Annotated in this window: 15 protein-coding genes; 10 read left to right on the forward strand and 5 right to left on the reverse strand. The window is 54.6% G+C overall.

From position 1 onward, the window contains the following. The first annotated feature begins 44 nt into the window (after positions 1-44). From Q0835_RS16700 to Q0835_RS16710, 3 genes are read left to right on the forward strand one after another with little or no spacing between them, the layout of a single operon-like run. Positions 45-851, forward strand: coding sequence for a TatD family hydrolase (locus Q0835_RS16700; protein WP_298963115.1), 807 nt, complete (start codon positions 45-47; stop codon positions 849-851). Then, positions 848-1684, forward strand: a complete 837-nt coding sequence (locus Q0835_RS16705; RefSeq protein WP_298963118.1) for an MBL fold metallo-hydrolase — start codon at positions 848-850, stop codon at positions 1682-1684. The genes Q0835_RS16700 and Q0835_RS16705 overlap by 4 nt, the downstream gene beginning before the upstream one ends. After that, positions 1674-2222 carry a RecX family transcriptional regulator gene (locus Q0835_RS16710; protein WP_298963120.1) on the forward strand — a complete coding sequence of 183 codons (549 nt, stop codon included), beginning with the start codon at positions 1674-1676 and terminating at the stop codon, positions 2220-2222. The genes Q0835_RS16705 and Q0835_RS16710 overlap by 11 nt, the downstream gene beginning before the upstream one ends. Positions 2223-2765: 543 nt before the next feature. On the opposite strand, the gene Q0835_RS16715 is transcribed toward Q0835_RS16710, so the two are convergent. Further along, complete coding sequence (locus Q0835_RS16715; protein ID WP_298963122.1) at positions 2766-3191, reverse strand: Lrp/AsnC family transcriptional regulator; 426 nt, start codon at positions 3189-3191, stop codon at positions 2766-2768. 127 nt (positions 3192-3318) lie between these two features. Here Q0835_RS16715 and ctlX point away from each other — a divergent pair, with 127 nt between their 5' ends. Continuing rightward, a complete protein-coding gene (ctlX, locus tag Q0835_RS16720) occupies positions 3319-4248 on the forward strand; it encodes a citrulline utilization hydrolase CtlX (protein WP_298822590.1) in 930 nt (309 codons plus the stop codon). Between the two features lie 51 nt (positions 4249-4299). Here ctlX and Q0835_RS16725 read toward each other — a convergent pair whose 3' ends face one another. Further along, positions 4300-4827, reverse strand: a complete 528-nt coding sequence (locus Q0835_RS16725) for an invasion associated locus B family protein (protein WP_298963125.1) — start codon at positions 4825-4827, stop codon at positions 4300-4302. A 50-nt stretch (positions 4828-4877) separates the two neighbouring features. Then, positions 4878-9089, reverse strand: a complete 4212-nt coding sequence (locus tag Q0835_RS16730; RefSeq protein WP_298963127.1) for an autotransporter-associated beta strand repeat-containing protein — start codon at positions 9087-9089, stop codon at positions 4878-4880. A gap of 347 nt (positions 9090-9436) precedes the next feature. On the opposite strand from Q0835_RS16730, the gene Q0835_RS16735 reads away from it, so the two are divergent. Continuing rightward, entirely contained in the window at positions 9437-11224 is a 1788-nt protein-coding gene (locus Q0835_RS16735) for a helix-turn-helix domain-containing protein (RefSeq protein ID WP_298963129.1), read from the forward strand. 113 nt (positions 11225-11337) lie between these two features. Here Q0835_RS16735 and arfB read toward each other — a convergent pair whose 3' ends face one another. Both arfB and rutR read right to left on the reverse strand, forming a co-directional pair. After that, positions 11338-11799 carry an alternative ribosome rescue aminoacyl-tRNA hydrolase ArfB gene (gene arfB / locus Q0835_RS16740; protein ID WP_298821887.1) on the reverse strand — a complete coding sequence of 154 codons (462 nt, stop codon included), beginning with the start codon at positions 11797-11799 and terminating at the stop codon, positions 11338-11340. Then, positions 11796-12476, reverse strand: coding sequence for an HTH-type transcriptional regulator RutR (rutR, locus tag Q0835_RS16745; protein WP_298821888.1), 681 nt, complete (start codon positions 12474-12476; stop codon positions 11796-11798). Before rutR ends, arfB begins: the two co-directional genes overlap by 4 nt. 484 nt (positions 12477-12960) lie before the next feature. Here rutR and Q0835_RS16750 point away from each other — a divergent pair, with 484 nt between their 5' ends. The 5 genes from Q0835_RS16750 (at position 12961) to Q0835_RS16770 (ending at position 18840) form a co-directional block, all read left to right on the forward strand. Beyond that, entirely contained in the window at positions 12961-14307 is a 1347-nt protein-coding gene (locus tag Q0835_RS16750; RefSeq protein WP_298963131.1) for an aspartate aminotransferase family protein, read from the forward strand. A 48-nt stretch (positions 14308-14355) separates the two neighbouring features. Continuing rightward, positions 14356-15612, forward strand: coding sequence for a Zn-dependent hydrolase (locus tag Q0835_RS16755; RefSeq protein WP_298821891.1), 1257 nt, complete (start codon positions 14356-14358; stop codon positions 15610-15612). Continuing rightward, a complete protein-coding gene (locus Q0835_RS16760) occupies positions 15612-16391 on the forward strand; it encodes an endo alpha-1,4 polygalactosaminidase (RefSeq protein ID WP_298963133.1) in 780 nt (259 codons plus the stop codon). The genes Q0835_RS16755 and Q0835_RS16760 overlap by 1 nt, the downstream gene beginning before the upstream one ends. A gap of 56 nt (positions 16392-16447) precedes the next feature. Beyond that, the gene (hydA, locus tag Q0835_RS16765) at positions 16448-17905 is read left to right on the forward strand and encodes a dihydropyrimidinase (protein ID WP_298821895.1); all 1458 of its coding nucleotides are present in this window, start codon (positions 16448-16450) and stop codon (positions 17903-17905) included. Between the two features lie 95 nt (positions 17906-18000). Continuing rightward, entirely contained in the window at positions 18001-18840 is an 840-nt protein-coding gene (locus Q0835_RS16770) for an ABC transporter ATP-binding protein (protein ID WP_298821896.1), read from the forward strand. The last annotated feature ends 117 nt before the right edge of the window (positions 18841-18957 follow it).

Raw genomic sequence — 18957 nt, forward strand, 5'->3', positions numbered from 1 at the left:
AAACACCGTTTTGCGACTTCTAAAACAACCTTCTTGGAATTTTCATGCTTGTTGACAGCCATTGCCATCTCGACTTTCCCGACTTTGACGGTGAACGCGCCGAACTGATCACGCGGGCAAAGGCCGCAGGCGTCGAATTGATGGTCACAATCTGCACCCACGTGCGGAAATTTGATCAGGTGCGCGCCATTGCCGAAGAGTATGACAATGTCTACTGCTCCGTCGGTACGCACCCTCACAACGCTGGCACCGAACGCGGCATTCCGGTTGATGAAATTGTGAGACTTGCAGCTCATCCAAAGGTGGTCGCGATCGGAGAGGCAGGTCTCGACTACTTCTATGACAAGGCGCCGCGAGATGCGCAGGCTGAAGGACTGCGCATCCATATCGAAGCTGCGCGGCAAACAGGGCTGCCGTTGGTCATTCACGCAAGAGATGCTGATGAAGACATGGCCGCTATTCTGCGTGAAGAAATGGGGAAGGGGGCATTTCCTGCACTTCTTCACTGCTTTTCGTCCGGGCGCGACCTCGCCCTAACCGGCATTGAACTTGGACTTTACGTTTCTTTCTCCGGTATCCTCACATTCAAACGATCAGAAGAATTGCGCGATATCGCGCGCGATTTGCCAGCAAACCGGTTACTCGTTGAGACCGACGCGCCTTATCTGGCGCCGCAACCCAAGCGCGGAAAGCGTAACGAACCGGCTTACACTGCAATGACCGCCGCTGTTTTGGCCGAAACCCGAGGTGTTTCTGAAGGCGAAATTGCACGCCAAACGACCGAAAACTTTTTTCGTCTGTTCAAAAAGGTCCCGAATCCTGCAAAACTCACCCAAGTAGCCGCTCAATGACGGTGACAGCGACCATCTTGGGATGCGGGTCATCCGGCGGCGTGCCGCGCGTTGGCAACGACTGGGGTGACTGCGATCCTGGCGAGCCGAAAAATCAGCGTTTGCGTTGTGCAATGCTTGTGGAAAAGCGTGTGGACGACAAGTGTACAACTGTGTTGATTGACACTGGACCGGACCTGAGACAACAGCTCCTGGCAGCCAATGTTCAGAACATCGATGCAGTCCTCTACACCCACGCTCATGCCGATCACGTGCACGGAATTGACGACCTGCGCGGATTCTGGGTCAGAAACGGAAAAAAAACTAACGTTTTCATGGACTTGGAAACGTACGAAAGAGTATATTCTGCGTTTTCTTATTGCTTTGAAACGCCCAAAGGCTCCAATTACCCACCCATACTTGAGCATCAGCCCATTCAAATCGGAAAACCAATAGAAATTACCGGCGCTGGTGGAACTCTAAACTTTGAGCCAATTGAAGTCATTCACGGCGAAATCAATGCCCTGGGTTTCAAGACGTCCGGCCTTGCATACGTCCCAGATGTCTCTGACATCCCTGAAAACAGCGAGAAGGCCTTGAAAGATCTGAACATTCTGGTGCTCGACTGTCTGCGCAGGCGGCCGCACCCAAGCCATTTCTGCCTTCAGGACTCGCTTGAATGGACTGATCGACTGGCTCCAAAAAGGGCTGTTTTCACCAATCTACACAATGACTTGGATTACGCGACATTGCGCGCTGAGGTGCCGGCAACCATAGAACCGGCATATGATGGTCTGCAGCTGGTTTTGGAAGAGACCCACGACGACATCGTGCTCTCGGACTATGCAAGCTAGTCGGCGCTATAAAAAACCGACCGAAGAACGGCTGAAGCGTTCAGCGCTTCATTATCTGGAACGTTACGCGTCATCCGCAGCCAATCTTCAAAAGGTTCTTCAAAGGAAGGTCTTCAAGGCCTGCCATAGTCTTGAGTTGGATCCGGAAGACTACGACCCGATAATTGACCGCGTTGTTGCACTGTGTGTCGAGACTGGCTTGATCAATGATCTACACTACGCTGAGACCAAGGCTGCCAGCATGCGACGGCGCGGCGGATCCAAACGCAAAATTGAGGCTAAGCTGATTGCCAAGGGTGTCGACCGAGACACTCTGCAAAACGTGCTTGAAAGTGACGATGAAGTCGAGCTTGAGGCAGCTATTGCATTTGCGCGTCGACGACGTCTCGGTCCGTATCGCAAATCTTCAGATCGTGAGCTACGCCGGGAAAAAGATCTGGCTGCGATGTGCCGTGCTGGATTTGCGTTTGAAGTCGCGCGACAGGTCATAGACACGTCGGATGAGATCGAGCACAGTCTAAGTGGCTTTTCTGATTGATCGTGATGCGTTGCAGGGATCGTTGTGTCGCTGGCAACAATAAGCCCTTGGTTTCATGACTATTCCTGATCAGATAAAAAAGTTCCATAATATTGATTATGCGAAATTAGCATGCGGCCATCCATTTGCTGCTCTACGGGTGTCGGTCTTTTCAAGAATGTCTGACTTCCCGCTTTGTTGAGCCCTAGGAGATTGCGTATTAGATGGGTGTCGACGAGCGAGCATGTCTGAAAGTGGATTGAAGTTCTTGCCTTTCAAGATCGAGAGAATGTCGAGCAAACATCGAATGTATTGACGTGACCAAAATCAAGAACTTTATCTAGTAGCAGGATCTTGGCCCGTGCCTTCTCTTCCAATGCGCATAGGTTCAGCTGAACGCATTGGGTGCTAACTGCTACGGAAAATGGCGGAAGCCGAATGTCACATTTCCAACGGACTTCGAATATTGCACCTGCATCCGGTTTTAGCATTAAAAGCGATGAATGCGGTTCCGCTCATCGTCTTGACTGTCTCCCGTGAACGAAGAAGTTCGCCAGACACAAGTCAGACGGAACTCAGCAAGATTGATGTTTCGCTGTTTGTGATCCCGTCAACGCCTCGGACATCTCTGAGCACTCGATCAAAGTCCGTGAGATTGACGGCGGTCAATTGCGCGACGAGATCCCATTTGCCGTTGGTCGAATGAAGTTGTCGCAGTTCCGGCAGACCGCGCAACTTTCGAATGACGCTGGTTGTCGACTTGCCTGAAACTTCGATCATCATGATTGCGTGCACACCATCTGGACCGTGGTCTTCTCTTGCGCGAATGGTAAAGCCCAGAACGGCACCGCTGTCCAATAGCCTGTCGAGCCGGTTTTGCACCGTCGCCCTGGAGACGTTGAGGACCGTGGCAAGCTTGGCGACGGGTGCCCGCCCATCCTCTCTCAAAATCGCAATCAGCTGGCGATCGAGTTTGTCAAAAACATGCATTGCACTTTGCTCGTCAAGGGATAGCATTTTGCTCAGATGTAGCTGACATAATGTATAACTTGGCTATAACATTTGCAAATTCGAAGGCTTATCGTTGCGCAGGCACCTGAAGTCGCCGGAGAACTAGATGCACAACATTTCGATACAAGCGCCAAAATCGGTGGTGATGATCAGGCCTCATCATTTCACACCAAACATCCAGACAGCCAAAGACAATACGTTTCAGGGACAGGCTGCCGGCAGCACGGCGGAACAGACCGCTTCGCAAGCTCATAGTGAGGTGACACAAGCCGTCAGCGCACTGTCAGATTCTGGTATCAGGGTTCATCTATTTGAGGATAAAAGCGCCGCAACGCCGGATTCAGTCTTTCCAAACAACTGGTTTTCCACGCATTCAGGCGGCCATGTTGCCGTCTATCCAATGTACTCGCCCAACCGACGATCAGAACGCCGGCACGACGTGCTGGAGCTGCTGAAACAGAGATTTCGAGTTCAGGACATCAGGGATTATTCCGGTCTGGAACAAGACAGCCTCTTTCTGGAAGGCACGGGTGCCATGGTCATCGACCATCTGGAACGTGTCGCCTATGCGGCCCGGTCCAGACGAACCAGCGAAGTCTTGCTGGAGCGCTTTTGCGCGCACTTCGACTACGAACCAATGGTTTTCGATGCTTTCGATTTGTCAGGAACGCCTATCTATCACACCAACGTTTTGATGTGCATTGGAACCGGATTTGCGATGATAGGAAGCAATTGCATTTCAGACAGGGTACGCAGAAAGGAAGTCCTTGACCGTATCCATGGCGGACATCGCGAAGTCATCGAACTTTCGCAGCAGCAGATCGCTGATTTTGCGGGAAATGCAATTGAATTGTCCGGCTCAGATGGCCCGGTACTGGCCTTGTCTCAACGAGCCCTGGCATCGCTGAATGCGAGCCAGAAAGCACTTCTTGAAGCTCATGTTTCACTGTTGCCGCTCAACATCCCGACCATAGAGCTTGCCGGTGGCTCCGTCCGTTGCATGATCGCAGGCATTCATTTGAGCGAAAGGCCCTGAGTGGTTTGAACACCTGATCTATCTCAGTCTTTCTGTGCCTGATTGCAGCGTTCATCGGTCCATGAGCGCCAGGGATCCGGAGAAACCGGTCAGTGAAAGTTCCATTTTTGCACTTTGGTTTCCGACGCTGACAACCCCAATCCGCATCACCTGCCCCGACTTCATTTCTGCAATCATTCTGGTTGGCAGCGCAACCCGCACGTAAGCGCCGTGTTTGTCGGCTGTCCTAAACGGGTATCGAGTTGCCGTTCCGTCATCAATCGAGACTGCTACACCAGAGGTCAAATCGAGACCATGAGGAAGCAATAGCCCCATGGCCCAGGCCCCGCTATCCTTTACAATAGTAGCGCTGACTATCCGTTTTCGCGAATGAGTTTCAAGAATAGTCTGTGACATGGTACAAAATCTGGTCGCCTGCCCGCTCTGATTGCCGCAATTCACAATCCAGTTTGAGCCGTTTTTTCCAGCTTCTGTGTTGGCTTTCGTTTGCGCCAAAGCAGGTGGAGTACAGGCAATTGTCACCGCGATCAAACTTGACGGTAGGAGAGCCCACGCTGAACGGTGGCTAAGCTGGTTCATAGTCAAACTCCTTTTTAGATTGGAAAGGCTGGATTGACGGCGAGGCCGCGTTAGAATTTCAGCGAAGCTTTGATGAAACCTCCATGCTGGCGCGTACCAGGTGACAAGCGGCCCTGATAGCCGAATTCGAGAGATGTGTTGCCGGCCGACAGCAACGTCACGCCGGCTTCCACATCGGCAAGAACGTTGTCCACGTCAGACGTGCTCTCAAAGCCTGGCGCGCCGGCCGGAGCACCTGCAAAATGGGCGTTCAGAGAGTTCTGGTCCTGCGAAGAAAGCGTGACACCGGCCTTGAGGCGCATGCGGGCTGTCCAGCCATTGGGCAGCGCATGATCGCTTCCGATTTCAATCGCGGGCGTGACCGAAAAATACGTCGCTTCGGAGCTGTCCACACTGAGAGCCGTCGCAGAGTTGCCGGTCTCTGCGAAGCCGTCACGGTCAAGATAGGCAAGATACAGATCCACCTGCGGCTTGGCGTAAAAACCGCCTTCTTCCAGCAGATAGGCAGCACGCATCTGGGCACCTGCATAGGAGATGTCGTAGTCGCCATTGTTGACCGCACCAAGACCGCCGAAGTTGACACTTCTGGTGGTTTCATAAGCGCCGATGCCGCCGGAAACAGCCCCTGCGATCAACAGAGCACCATGTTGGTACTTCAGCGTGCCCCCGAGATGAAAGCGGTCGCTCCGGGCACTGGCACTGGCGTTGCTGTCCAGGGTGCCCTGCTCGTATCCAAGCCCGAACCCGGCGTGCCAGTCTGTCCAGACCTGGTACTGCCCGCCAACGGAAACGCCTCCGACGCGTTCCTCAAAGCCGATCCGTTCCACTGTTTCGTCAACACTCAGAAGACGCCCCTGCGGGCGTAGCCAAAGGCAATCGCCCTCGCGTATGAACGCATGGGCCCCGCCTTCAACGGGACACGAGAACAGACTGTTCGTAAAATTAGCCGCGGAGAACAAAGAGGCCGTCTCGGTGTTGAGCGCGATCTCCGGAGAAAGCTGATTGAGGGCTGTCCTCATTTGCTCGACAGATCCCAGATTGAACAATCCCTGGATTATCGGGCCAGTCTCGCCGGTATCACCGCTGTTGATCGCGTTGAGCGTGGTCAGGGTGTTTGTCTGGTTCGAGTTGAAAGTGCCTGCCTCGGCATTGAAGCTGAAGTTGAGCGCCACATCGTTCGCGTTTGGGTAGACCAGTTGAACCTCGGTCAGCGGATTGGTGAAGGTCTGCATGGTGCCGAGCGCAAGCCCGCTGTCGGTGACCCCTCCCCCTGCACTGACGATCGTAAAGAGTCCGACAGGATCAGCGCCTGTCAGATTGAGATCGACGGTACCGGCCAGATCTGCCGTGCCGGTGACCGTTACACGATCATTGGTGCTGCTTGCCCCGTCCACATCGACAACAAGAGATCCATCGGCCGCCTGTACGAGATTGCCGTTGATGGTGACCGCTGCAATAGCCCCGCTGCCGCCTGTCGAAATGACACCCCCGTTGGTAAAAGCACCGTTGATCGTGCCCGTCGCATTGAGGGTGCCCCTGTTGGTCACCGCCCCATTCAACGTCCCAGTGGTCGTGAGCGTCGCGCCAGTCGCGTTGGTCAAGCCGCTGGCCGCGGTCAGCGTTCCCGCATTGGAAAGCATCGCGCCTGTGCTGTTGACGATCGTATCGGCCGACAGCATCCGCCCTTCTCCAACCGAGACACCGGACGTGGCTGTGGAGGTGTTGGTCAGCACGCCGATGCCGGTCATGTCACCGCCAGCGACATCGAGCTGTCCGCTGCCCTGATTGGTGAGGTTGCCCGTCACCAGAACATCGCCGTCGACGACATTGATGGTGCCGTCATTGAAGATCGAACCGGTTGTTGTTGAGGCAAATGTGGCTGTGCCGCCGGGGCCATTGAAGTTGATGACGCCATTGGCCAGATTGTTGATCGCTCCGGCATCGCTCACCGTGCCATTCGTGGCAACATCAATGAGAGAACTGTTATTCAGTGTATTGCCGGTGCCCTGAAGCGTCGCATTTTCACGAACTCGGATCGTGCCGCTGGAATTGGTGATGACGGCTGCGGAAAGCGTGTTGCCCGCGCCAATTGCCACCGTCCCCGCATTGATCAGTGTGTTGATCGTCTCATCACCCTCAAGCTGAAAGGTACCGCTATTCACCTGAACACCGGCCGTGGCCGCAAGCGATCCGCCATCGGTGGACAGCGTTCCGCCGTTGACGGTGACGCTGACAGACGAAAGTGTACCCGTCCCATTCACATTCAGCTGTCCACTGCTGACAGTCGTGTTGCCGACAAGCGTTCCGCCTGCGTTCTGGTTGAACACACCGCCCGAGACGACAAGCGCGCCGCCAATCGCCCCGGTGTTGGTTGTCGTGCCGTCGCTGTTGGAGGCGCCTGCGGCAATCGTTCCCGTGTTGGTGAAAGTGCCACCGGTGTTGATCAGAGACGCAATCGTGCCAGCATTCGATCCTGTGCCGGCACTGGTTACCGCCCCCGTCGTGGCCCCGGCCTGATTGGTGAAACTTGCGTTATTGACAACAGCCCCGGCTATTGTGCCCTGGTTGGCGAGCGTGCCCGACGTCACCGTCGTGCCGCCGGTGTAGGTGTTGGTGCCTGTGAAAACCAGCGTACCGCTTCCCGCCTGGGAGACTCCCCCTGAGCCGGATATGACTTCGGAAAATGTGACGACATCAGAGCGATTGAAGCTCAGTGTAGCGTTGCTGATGATACCACCGATGACGCTACCGGTTGTCCCGCCGTCGCCAAGCTGCAGGGTTCCCCCATTTACCGTTGTGCCGCCGGTATAGGTATTGTCGCCCGCCAGCACCAATGTACCGGTGCCTGACTTTGAAATCGCCCCGGTTCCAGCAATCGCATCGGAGCCAGCCAACGCCCGGGTACCAGAATTGACTTCCAGAGTCGTCGTTCCCGCACCATCAAGATAAAAAATCCGGCCCAGCTCCTGACCAGCTGTCGCGCTGCCAGTGCCGCCAGTGCTGCCTGCCGTTACATTGTAGGTACCGGAAAAGTCGGTGTCAGCGATCGTCAGGCTGCCGCCATCGCGCACGAACACTGCACCGCCCAGGGCCGCGCCGCCGCCCCCATCAGCGCCCGTACCGACTCCACCTCGCCCGGCAAAGCGTCCTGCCAGGCCAATGCGGTCACCACCGCCACCGCCACCGCCGAAGCCTCCGTCTCCCCCACCGCCCATTGACCCATCTGTATTTGAACCGCCGCCGCCGCCGCCAAAACCTCCGTTCCCTGCGTTAAAACCACCGCCGCCGCCGCCAAAGTCACCACCATCGCCCCTGTTCGACGCGGCAACAAGACTTCCACCACCGCCGCCGCCACCGCCAACACCGCCAATACCGCCAGAAAACAGTTCTGTACCACCACCGCCGCCACCGGAGAACGCGCCATTACCTCCTGTTTCATTTCCTCCTCCTCCACCGCCACCGAAGGCGGCTGCGTCTTCGCCCGAACTGAAGTCACCGCCATCGCCACCTTCAGCTCCACCGCCTAGGCCGGCTGAAACACTAGCGTTCATTCCGTTCGCAGTCGCTCCGCCACCGCCGCCGCCAGTTTTGAATGCACCGTCGCCGCCATTGCCTTGTTGACCGCCACCGCCGCCACCACCGTCACTGCCCAAACCAGTACCACCGTTGCCACCGTTGCCAAATTCACCGCCACCGCCACCGCTACCGTCACCTAGGAACCCACCGTCCCCACCATTCCCTTCGTAACCACCACCGCCGCCGCCGACACCACCAAAGCCGCTTGCAGCCAGACTACCTTGTCCCCCATTTCCGCCAATTCCTCCGCCGCCTCCTCCGCCGCTGTTGTCATTGACACCACCATTTCCACCAGCTCCACCTGTTGCCGAGGCATCGCCGACGTTGACACCTGAGATTGTTACGACAGCGCCAGTGTTCACAAAGACAGCTGCACCGGCACCAAGCCCGCCGCCGCCAGCGCCTGCGTCACCATTCCCGCCAGCACCGCCCTGAGCAACGGCGTTGTTCACCGTCACGTTGCTGATTGAAACCGTACCAGCCTGGACGAAAAAAACGCGGCCATTGCCGTTGGCATCAATAGTGTTGCCGTTCCCATTGATTGTCAGATCACCAGTGATCATCGGAAGCGACTGAGTCAGTGCGTTTGACCCGGCAAGATTTCCAGACAGGTTGATCGTATTGTCCGCTTCACCATTGGTGTTGGCAGCAAAGATCGCTCCACGCAGTTCCGCCTCGGTTGACACATTGAAATCCGCCGACACGCTTGGCGCGGCTGAAACACCGAGTAGAATTGCTGCGCCTAAAATGATCTTAGCCCGGCACCTGCACGCAGTCGCGAATTCCGGCAACGGCAGCGCTGCCGCCGTTATTGTCAACACCGAGAGATGTCTCGTGCGATGTCCAAACATATAGAAGGTCAAATCAAGCCGCTTCATTGTCACAAAGTCATGTTGAGTGCCCGCTGAATGATGCTGAATGCAGCAGCGGGTCCGGAGCAGTCAGGCTTTGTGACAAGCACGTGCAATGTTTGGAATATGACATCCGTATTTTGACGGATATGCGCTTGCATTTGTCCGATATGCGCGCGAATGTGCAAGCTGCCGGTCAGATCGAAGTTCAGAGGTTCATGAAGAGATATAAACTGCGAACTGCGCTTGTGTTCGCCACACTATTCTTGATCTTCATAGCGACTGTTAAGTCAAAAGCTGAAGATCCCGGAAACACATGCGCGACCGGTTTTATCAATGGACTTGAAAACACTCTTTCGGAAAATCAAAGCGATCAACTGCGCTCACTGAACGCGGAATACTATATTGATCTCTCAGACTCTCTGAAGACCGGTGAGATTACCCAAAAGGAGTTTACCAGACTTCCCTGTGCCACGGCGCTGCAAGCGCCTTTGCCCGGCCAAACCCTATGGCTCCGCTTTGCTGTAAACAACGACCATGAAACAAGAAAACACTGGCTGGTCGCATTTGCTGAAACCATTTTCGATGACGTAATTATTTATGAACAAACCCGAGAAGAATTAGTCTTCATAGCTCGAGATGGCCGCACCGTTCCTCAATTGGAAAGAGCATCTCGTTCCATGAAGCCCGGCCTGCCTCTTGTTGTGGGGCCAGACGAGAGAAAAGTTTTCTATCTTCGTGTTGCCGGAACCGTTGAACCGACTTTGAAACCGGTCATCATCACGCCGGACCTGTTTGCAGACTGGTCCACCGGCATGATGATATTGAATGCATTGTTTTTGAGCTATGTGTTATCAATCACGATCTTCAGCCTGATCATTTTTCGTCAGATAGAAACCCGTTTTTACAAATATTATTCGCTCTATCTCGTCAGTCAGTTTTTGTTCTCGTTTCTCTATGATGGGTGGCTTCATAAAATTCTGGGCATCACCCTGCCCGTATCGGTGATGTCGCCGGTCATGTTCTTTTTCACCGGGGTCGCGGCCTTTGCAAATGTCCAATACTGCAGAATTTTGCTCGAGGTTGATGCAGGCCAGAAACGCCTGAGGGTTTTGTTTTCCGTCTTGTCTGTGACCACCATTATCTCAACTGTTCTTGCGGTCCTGGATCCATGGACACTGGCAGTGCCATTGCATGTTATTTACTTCTTCTGCCCCTTGGTTCTGTTGATCGTCGCTCTGCACAAAATCAGAGAAGGATTGCCACAGGCAATGCCGATTGCTCTTTCGTTATTGTTCTTTACCAGCGGCCTGGTTGTCGCGGTCTACTTTTTCTCTTTCCCACTTGAAATTACCAACGCCACCTACGCCTACGAACTCATCATTCGCTACCCAATTTCCTGGGGCTATTACATTGCGATCATTGGGGAAACGACATTCATGCTAATTGCGATTTCCGTCATGGTCAAAACCATGCAGAGCCAAAAGCATGCTGCGATCATGGAAGCCAACCTATTGCGGAGCGATGTAACCGTGCAGGCAGCGGCCCTTAAAGACACCGGTGCACGTATAGACGCATTGGAAACGATTTTAACGGAAGATCCGACCAACAAGCTATTGGCGCCGGCGGAAAAACGATTTCTCGAACAGGCTACAGATTGTGTTCAGGATCATATTGACGACGAGAATTTCGGCGTCAAAGAACTGGCAGCGGCTCTGGCTACGAGTGAAAAGACACTGGGCAGGCGAATAAAGAAGGTCAACGGTTTGACTTCAGCAGCCTTCATTCGATCGGTACGTTTAAAACAAGCTCGGGATCTGATCCTTATGCGTCAACACAACACAATAGCGGAAATCGCCCATGCATCCGGATTTTCGAGCGTCAGCCATTTTTCGAAAATGTATCGTCAGGCGTTCAACGAATCTCCCGGTGACACGCTGAAAAATGCAACGGCCGATCCTCAAAAATGACCGTCGACCTGTCAGATCTCCAAATCGAAATAATTGTTTGAACAGCGCTTTGCTCCCAGCTGCATTGCGATCAAGCGTGACGAGGTAACTGAAGCGACGAGCAGACTGAACACTTAGTCATCCTGCCGTCCTGCCCGGCCCCGCATCTTCTTGATATTGCCCCGTTGTTTCTTTGCTTCCAGGCGGCGCTTCTTGGACGCCAGGGTTGGCCTGGTCGCCTTGCGCGGTTTTTGCCTTTCGGTCGATTTTCGCAACAATTCCAGCAGGCGCTCCAAAGCGTCTTCACGATTGCGCTCCCGGGTTCTGTATCTGTCGGCCCGCAGCACGATTTCGCCACTTAGTGTCAGACGACTCCCGGCCAACCTTGCAGCGCGCGATTTGATATCCTGCGGCAGTGTCTCGTTTCCAGCCAGGTCAAAGCGCAGCTGCACAGCGGTCGATACCTTGTTGACATTCTGACCACCGGGCCCAGAGGCCCTGATGAAATCCTCCGACAGATCTTCCTTCAATATATGGTATCGACTTGTCACAGCGATCCGTGAACTGTCTGGCAGATCTGAAGGTTCATCTGTCATTGGCTTTGATCGTTTGCATCCGGCAAGGCCAACCCGACACCGTTCAGGATCAGAGTTGTAACGGCCTGAACCGTTTCCATATGAAATTCGGGATCGCTCAAGTCTTTGCCGGTCAACGCCCTGATCTGAACGGAAAAATCCGCATAGTGTTGAGTGGTTGCCCAGATAGTGAAAATCAGGTGAAGCGGATTGACCTTTCGCATTTTTCCGGCAGAAATCCAGTTCTCGATCACCTGGCTCTTTTCTTCCACAAGACGCTTCAAATCCGTTTCCAGAATTGGGAGGATCTGTGGGGCGCCCTGCATCACTTCATTGGCAAAGAGTCGCGAAGCCTCTGGAAATCTCGCCGACATTTCAATTTTTTGCCGAATATAGTCGGCAAGTTCTGAAGCAGGTTCACCATCAGGTTTCAACGTCTTCAGCGGTGCGAGCCACACTTCCAGAATATGTGCCAATGTCGCGCTGTAGATCGCTTCCTTAGAAGAAAAATAATAAAGAAGGTTGGATTTGGACATGCCCGCTTCCGCTGCAATTCGCTCCACGGTAGCGCCCGAAAACCCTTTTCTGGAAAACTCACTGAGCGCAGCTTCCAGTATCAATGTCCTGTTCTTTTCCTGAATGCGGCTCATGCCACCCGGTTTCAGTGATGCCGTATCCTGCCCGCTCAGACCTGTCATCAAATTCGTCCGTTTCGGCCCTTGTGGGCGCTCTTCTAGATATCCGCAAAGTAAGCTGATTCCTCTCTTGGAAGCAGCCTGTATGGACCTGGTGCTGCGCCTCGCATCGGCATGTGACCACAAATTGGTCATGTCGAATGGATTTGCATCTTGACCATTTGGTCAAATCCCTCCTAGGGTAAATTGACCAGATGGTCAGAAGGCTAGTCGATCACAAAAGCGCCCGCAATGGGCAACTCTTGAACGTTCGGCAGCATCTGACCATCATGGTCGTGATCCGGCGGCAAGCCGTGACTGGCCATGGGCCATCCAGAAAGAAGGATCGTCAGGAAGAGGCAAGAGCCCGCCCGAGGATCTTGAGGGACAGTGTGGGGAGAGGATCTGATCGGCGTTGCATTGCCACAAATGCGCCGTTGCTCATCATCCTTTCTTTTTGAGATCAACAGTCGACCTTGAGCGCAGCAATGGGTCGCAAGGAGGACGCATGTCATCACCGGCATCTCCGGCAGCATCGAGCCACGCTGCCACAAACAATCTTGAAGCATTCTGGATGCCGTTCACGGCAAATCGTCAGTTCAAGCAAACGCCGCGCATGTTCGTTTCGGCCAAGGATATGCACTATACGACCGCAGAAGGACGTCAGGTGCTTGACGGTACTGCCGGTCTTTGGTGCTGCAACGCAGGCCACTCACGACCCAGGGTCGTTGAAGCCGTGCAAAAACAAATTGCGACACTCGACTATGCGCCTGCCTTTCAGATGGGCCATCCGAAAGCATTTGAGCTTGCTGCCCGCTTGGCCGCGATGATGCCCTCCCCCCTCGATCACGTCTTTTTCACGAACTCCGGCTCGGAGAGCGTCGACACAGCACTGAAGATCGCCTTGGCCTACCAGCGTTCCATCGGTCAGGGCACGCGAACACGTCTGATCGGGCGTGAGCGCGGCTATCACGGTGTGGGCTTTGGCGGCATCTCCGTTGGTGGCATCGTCGCGAACCGTAAGACATTTGGCACCATGCTGGCGGGTGTCGATCATATGCGCCACACGCACGACCCGGACCGCAACGCATTTTCACGGGGAATGCCTGAAAATGGCGCGGAATACGCGGAGGATCTCATCCGCATCATTCAGTTACACGACCCGTCCACGATTGCGGCCGTGATCGTTGAACCCGTGGCCGGTTCAACAGGAGTACTGATACCGCCTAAGGGCTATCTGGAACGGCTTCGCGAAATATGTACCCAGCATGGCATTTTGCTGATTTTTGACGAAGTTATCACCGGATTCGGCAGGCTTGGCTCTCCCTTCGCGACAGACTTTTTCGGGGTAACACCTGATCTGGTCACGACCGCCAAGGGTCTGACCTCAGGTGTTGTGCCCATGGGCGCTGTATTCTGCTCTGCAGAAATCTACAACGCTTTCATGACGGGCCCGGAACACATGATCGAACTGTTCCATGGCTACACATATTCCGCTCACCCGGTCGCCTGCGCTGCGGCTCTTGCTACCCTTGACACATATGAAGAAGAAGGCCTTCTGACGCGTGCAGCGGAGCTTGCCCAGCACTGGGAAGACGGATTGCATGCATTAAGGGACTGCCCGCATGTCATCGACATCCGCAGTCTTGGTCTGATTGGCGCAGTGGAACTTGAACCGATTGCCGGAGAGCCAACCAAAAGAGCATTCTCAGCTTTCCTGAAGGCGTATGACGACGGTATCCTGATCCGCACCACCGGCGATATCATTGCCCTGTCACCACCCTTGATCATCTCCAAGGGCCAGATAGACGAGTTGTTCAGCAAATTGCGCAGTGTTTTGAATGCGATAGACTGAACGACAGGCAGTGAACGCGACACCGACATATTTCTAGGAGGCATGCATATGGCCGCTCCAGGCGAAAATTTGAAGATCAATCCGGACAGGCTCTGGGACAGCTTGATGGAGATGGCAAAGATCGGTCCGGGTGTTGCTGGCGGAAACAACCGGCAAACGTTGACCGATGAAGATTCGGAAGGCCGGAAACTTTTTCAGAAATGGTGTGAAGAGGCCGGACTTTCCATGGCCGTTGACACCATGGGAAACATGTTCATGACCCGGCCGGGAACGGATCCCGACGCACTGCCGGTCTATGTAGGCTCTCACCTCGATACCCAGCCTACCGGAGGTAAATACGACGGTATCCTCGGTGTTCTCGGCGGGTTGGAACTTGTTCGCACAATGAACGACCTTGGTCTCAAGACCAAACATCCGATCGTCGTCACCAACTGGACCAACGAGGAAGGCACGCGTTTTGCGCCTGCCATGTTAGCTTCCGGTGTCTTTGCAGGTGTTCACACCCAGAACTGGGCCTATGACCGCGAAGATGCGGAAGGCAAGAAGTTCGGTGATGAATTGAAGCGCATCGGATGGGTGGGCGACGAAGAAGTCGGCGCTCGCAAGGACAAGATGCACGCCATGTTCGAACTTCACATTGAGCAGGGTCCGATCCTCGAAGCTGAAGGCAAGGACATCGGCGTTGTGACACACGGTCAGGGCCTTTCCTGGACGCAAGTGACCGTAACCGGAAAAGACAGCCACACCGGCTCGACTCCGATGCCGATGCGCAAGAATGCTGGCCTTGCCATGGCGCACATTCTGGAATTGGTCGACGAAATCGCCTGGTCTCACGCTCCTCATGCTGTCGGCGCGGCCGGGCACATCGACGTCTATCCGAATTCACGCAACGTGATCCCCGGCAAGGCCGTCTTTACCATCGATTTCCGGTCACCTGATATCGCCGTCATCAAGGATATGGAAGATCGCCTGAAAATCGGCGGCAAGAAAATCTGCGACGAGATGGGACTTGAAGTCGAGTTTGAAAAAGTCGGCGGTTTTGATCCGGTGGAGTTCGATCAGGGCTGTGTCGACGCAGTCAGAAATGCTGCCGAACGGCTTGGCTATTCCCACCAGAATATCATTTCCGGCGCTGGACATGATGCGTGCTGGATCAACAAAGTCGCCCCTACAGCAATGATCATGTGTCCTTGTGTTGATGGATTGTCGCACAATGAAGCTGAAGAGATCTCGAAGGACTGGGCAAAAGCTGGTGCGGATGTTCTTTTCCATGCCGTGGTCGAAACGGCGGAGATCGTCGAATAATGCGATTTGCCGGAAAAGCCATGGCTCTGGTAGGCAGCTTGCTCATGCTGTCCCTGCCCGCCCTCGCCTTTTCCGTTGGCGACAGTTGGGATTGGCAGTTGACGGAACCTGTTGATCTCAACAGGTCCGTTGAAGTGCTGGACCTCCACCCAGACATTGTATCGCCAGAAGACGTGGCAGCCCTGAAATCCAGGGGCATAAAGACAATTTGCTATGTCAGCGTTGGTACGCTGGAAAGAACATCACCTGACAGAACAAACTTTCCGGCAGAAGTCGTCGGCAAGACTTATGACGATTGGCCTGATGAACGCTTTCTCGACATTCGTCGGCTCGATGTCCTGTTGCCGCTGATGGCAGCTCGCTTTGAAAGTTGCAAGGCTATGGGTTTCGATGCGATTGAGCCGGACAACATGGATGTCCATGACAATGACAGCGGGTTCCCGATTACAGAGGAACACACGGTGGCCTATATTCGCTTGCTTGCCGGCACGGCACGCGGTCTCGGCTTGAAAATCGGACAGAAAAATGTACCGGACCTGACTGAGAATCTGATTGACGTGCTCGACTTTGCCATCGCGGAAAGCTGTTATCAGGACCGAACCTGCAAGGCTTACGCAGCCTACAATGACGCCGGCAAAGCCATCTTTGATGCAGAATACACCGACAAGCCGATACATTTCACCAAAGCGTGCGTCATTGCCGAAAAATACGGTATCTCGATGGTCCTCAAAGACCGCGACCTGACGGCCCCGGCACTTTGGTGCCCTGAAACCAATTGAATGACCAACCAGGCAAACTTGCCGGTGAAACGGATGTGAACGAGAGGGAAACGACGATGGCAAGCAAAGTGATCAAAGGTGGCACGGTTGTCACTGCCGACCTGTCCTATGAAGCCGACGTGAAGATCGAAGACGGCCGTATTGTCGAAATCGGCCCGAACCTTTCAGGTGACGAAACCCTGGACGCGACCGGTTGCTACATCATGCCGGGCGGCATTGACCCGCACACGCATCTGGAAATGCCCTTCATGGGCACCTTCTCATCAGACAATTTCGACAGTGGAACCCGGGCGGCCCTTTCCGGCGGTACGACAATGGTCGTCGACTTCGCCCTGCCCTCACCTGGTCAGTCGCTGCTCGAAGCGCTGCAGATGTGGGACAACAAGTCCACAATGGCGCATTGCGACTATTCCTTCCACATGGCCATCACTTGGTGGGGTGAGCAGGTCTTCAATGACATGCAGGAAGTGGTCCAGAAAAAGGGCATCAACACGTTCAAGCACTTCATGGCGTACAAAGGCGCTCTGATGGTGAACGATGATGAAATGTTCGCCTCCTTCCAACGCTGTGCGGAACTTGGCGCACTGCCGCTGGTCCATGCCGAAAACGGCGACGTGGTTGCAACGCTTCAGCAAAAACTGCTGGCGGAAGGCAACAACGGACCGGAAGCGCATGCCTACTCCCGTCCACCTGAAGTGGAAGGCGAAGCAACCAATCGCGCCATCATGATCGCCGACATGGCGGGCGTACCCGTCTATATCGTGCACACCTCCTCAGAGCAGGCGCACGAAGCGATCCGCAGGGCGCGTCAGAACGGCATTCGCGCTTATGGTGAACCGCTGATCCAGCACCTGACCCTTGATGATGGCGAATACAAGCACGCCGACTGGGATCACGCCGCGCGGCGCGTCATGTCGCCGCCGTTCCGCGACAAGAAGCACCAGGACAGCCTTTGGGCGGGCTTGGCCTCCGGGTCCCTGCAGGTTGTTGCGACCGACCACTGCGCTTTCACAACCGACCAGAAACGAACCGGAGTAGGTGATTTTACAAAGATCCCGAACGGGACCGGCGGCTTGGAAGACCGCATGCCAATGCTTTGGACTTACGGCGTTGGAACCGGGCGTTTGACTCCAAACGAATTTGTCGCAGTTACTTCAACCAATATTGCAAAAATCCTGAATATCTATCCGAAAAAAGGCGCAGTTTTAGTAGGAGCAGACGCTGACCTTGTGGTTTGGGATCCAAACAAGGAAAAAACAATCACGGCTGCCAACCAGCAGTCGGCGATTGACTACAATGTCTTTGAAGGCAAGGCCGTCAAAGGGCTTCCGCGTTACACTCTCACACGTGGACGTGTTGCGGTCGAAGACGGCACGGTCAACCACAAGCAGGGTCATGGTGAATTTGTTGCCCGCGAACCATTCCAGGCTGTGAACAAAGCACTTTCCACGTGGAAAGAACTGACCGCTCCGCGCAAAGTGGAACGCACGGGAATTCCGGCCAGCGGTGTTTGACTGAAGACTTTCCCTCCCCGATTGGGGAGGGAACCGGGTTAGGGGAAAGCCGGTTTTCCGGCAAATTGCCCAATGGCTCGTAAGCGAGGAAATGAATGACTGCTCTTGCCAGCGCAAAGGACACCGGAACGGTGGAACAGACGACCAGCGCCAGCCCGAAACGCGTTATCGACATCGACAATCTGTCGCTTACGTTCGAAACCAATGACGGGCCGGTTCACGCCCTTGCCGACATCGACCTCAAAATCGATGAAGGCGATTTCGTTTCGTTTATCGGTCCATCCGGTTGCGGCAAGACCACGTTGTTGCGCGTGATCGCCGATCTTGAACGACCAACGGCAGGATCGATCACAGTCAACGGCGTTTCACCGGAAGAGGCGCGCCTGAACCGCGCCTATGGCTATGTCTTTCAGGCAGCAGCTCTCTATCCCTGGCGCACGATCGCCAAGAATGTCGCTCTGCCACTTGAAATCATGGGACTGCCCAAAGCCGAACAGCAGGATCGCATCGCCCGGAACATGGATCTGGTGAACCTTTCCGGATTTGAAAAGAAGTTTCCCTGGCAACTCTCCGGCGGAATGCAACAGCGTGCCTCCATTGCACGCGCATTGGCCGTTGAACCTGATCTGCTCCTTATGGACGAGCCATTCGGTGCCCTGGATGAGATCGTGCGCGATCACCTGAATGAACAATTGCTTCAGTTGTGGGCTAAAACCAACAAGACAGTCGTTTTCGTGACTCACTCAATCCCGGAAGCCGTTTTTCTCTCGAGCAAAATCGTCGTGCTCTGCCCCCGCCCCGGCCGCATCTATGACGTTATCGACAGTGATCTGCCGCGCGAAAGAAACCTGGACATTCGCGAAACGCCCGAATTCCTGAAGATCGCTCACCGGGTGCGCGACGGCCTACGTGCCGGTCATTCCTATGAAGACTGAAGCAACCATGGCTGACGAGACAATAGGCACGCTTGAAGAAGACATGACCGCCTGCGGAGCGAACCAATGACCGACGTGTCTCTTCCTACCACCCGCAGCAGCAACCCCTTTGCCGGC

Source organism: uncultured Roseibium sp. (assembly GCF_947499295.1).
In the GTDB taxonomy this organism is placed as follows: domain Bacteria; phylum Pseudomonadota; class Alphaproteobacteria; order Rhizobiales; family Stappiaceae; genus Roseibium.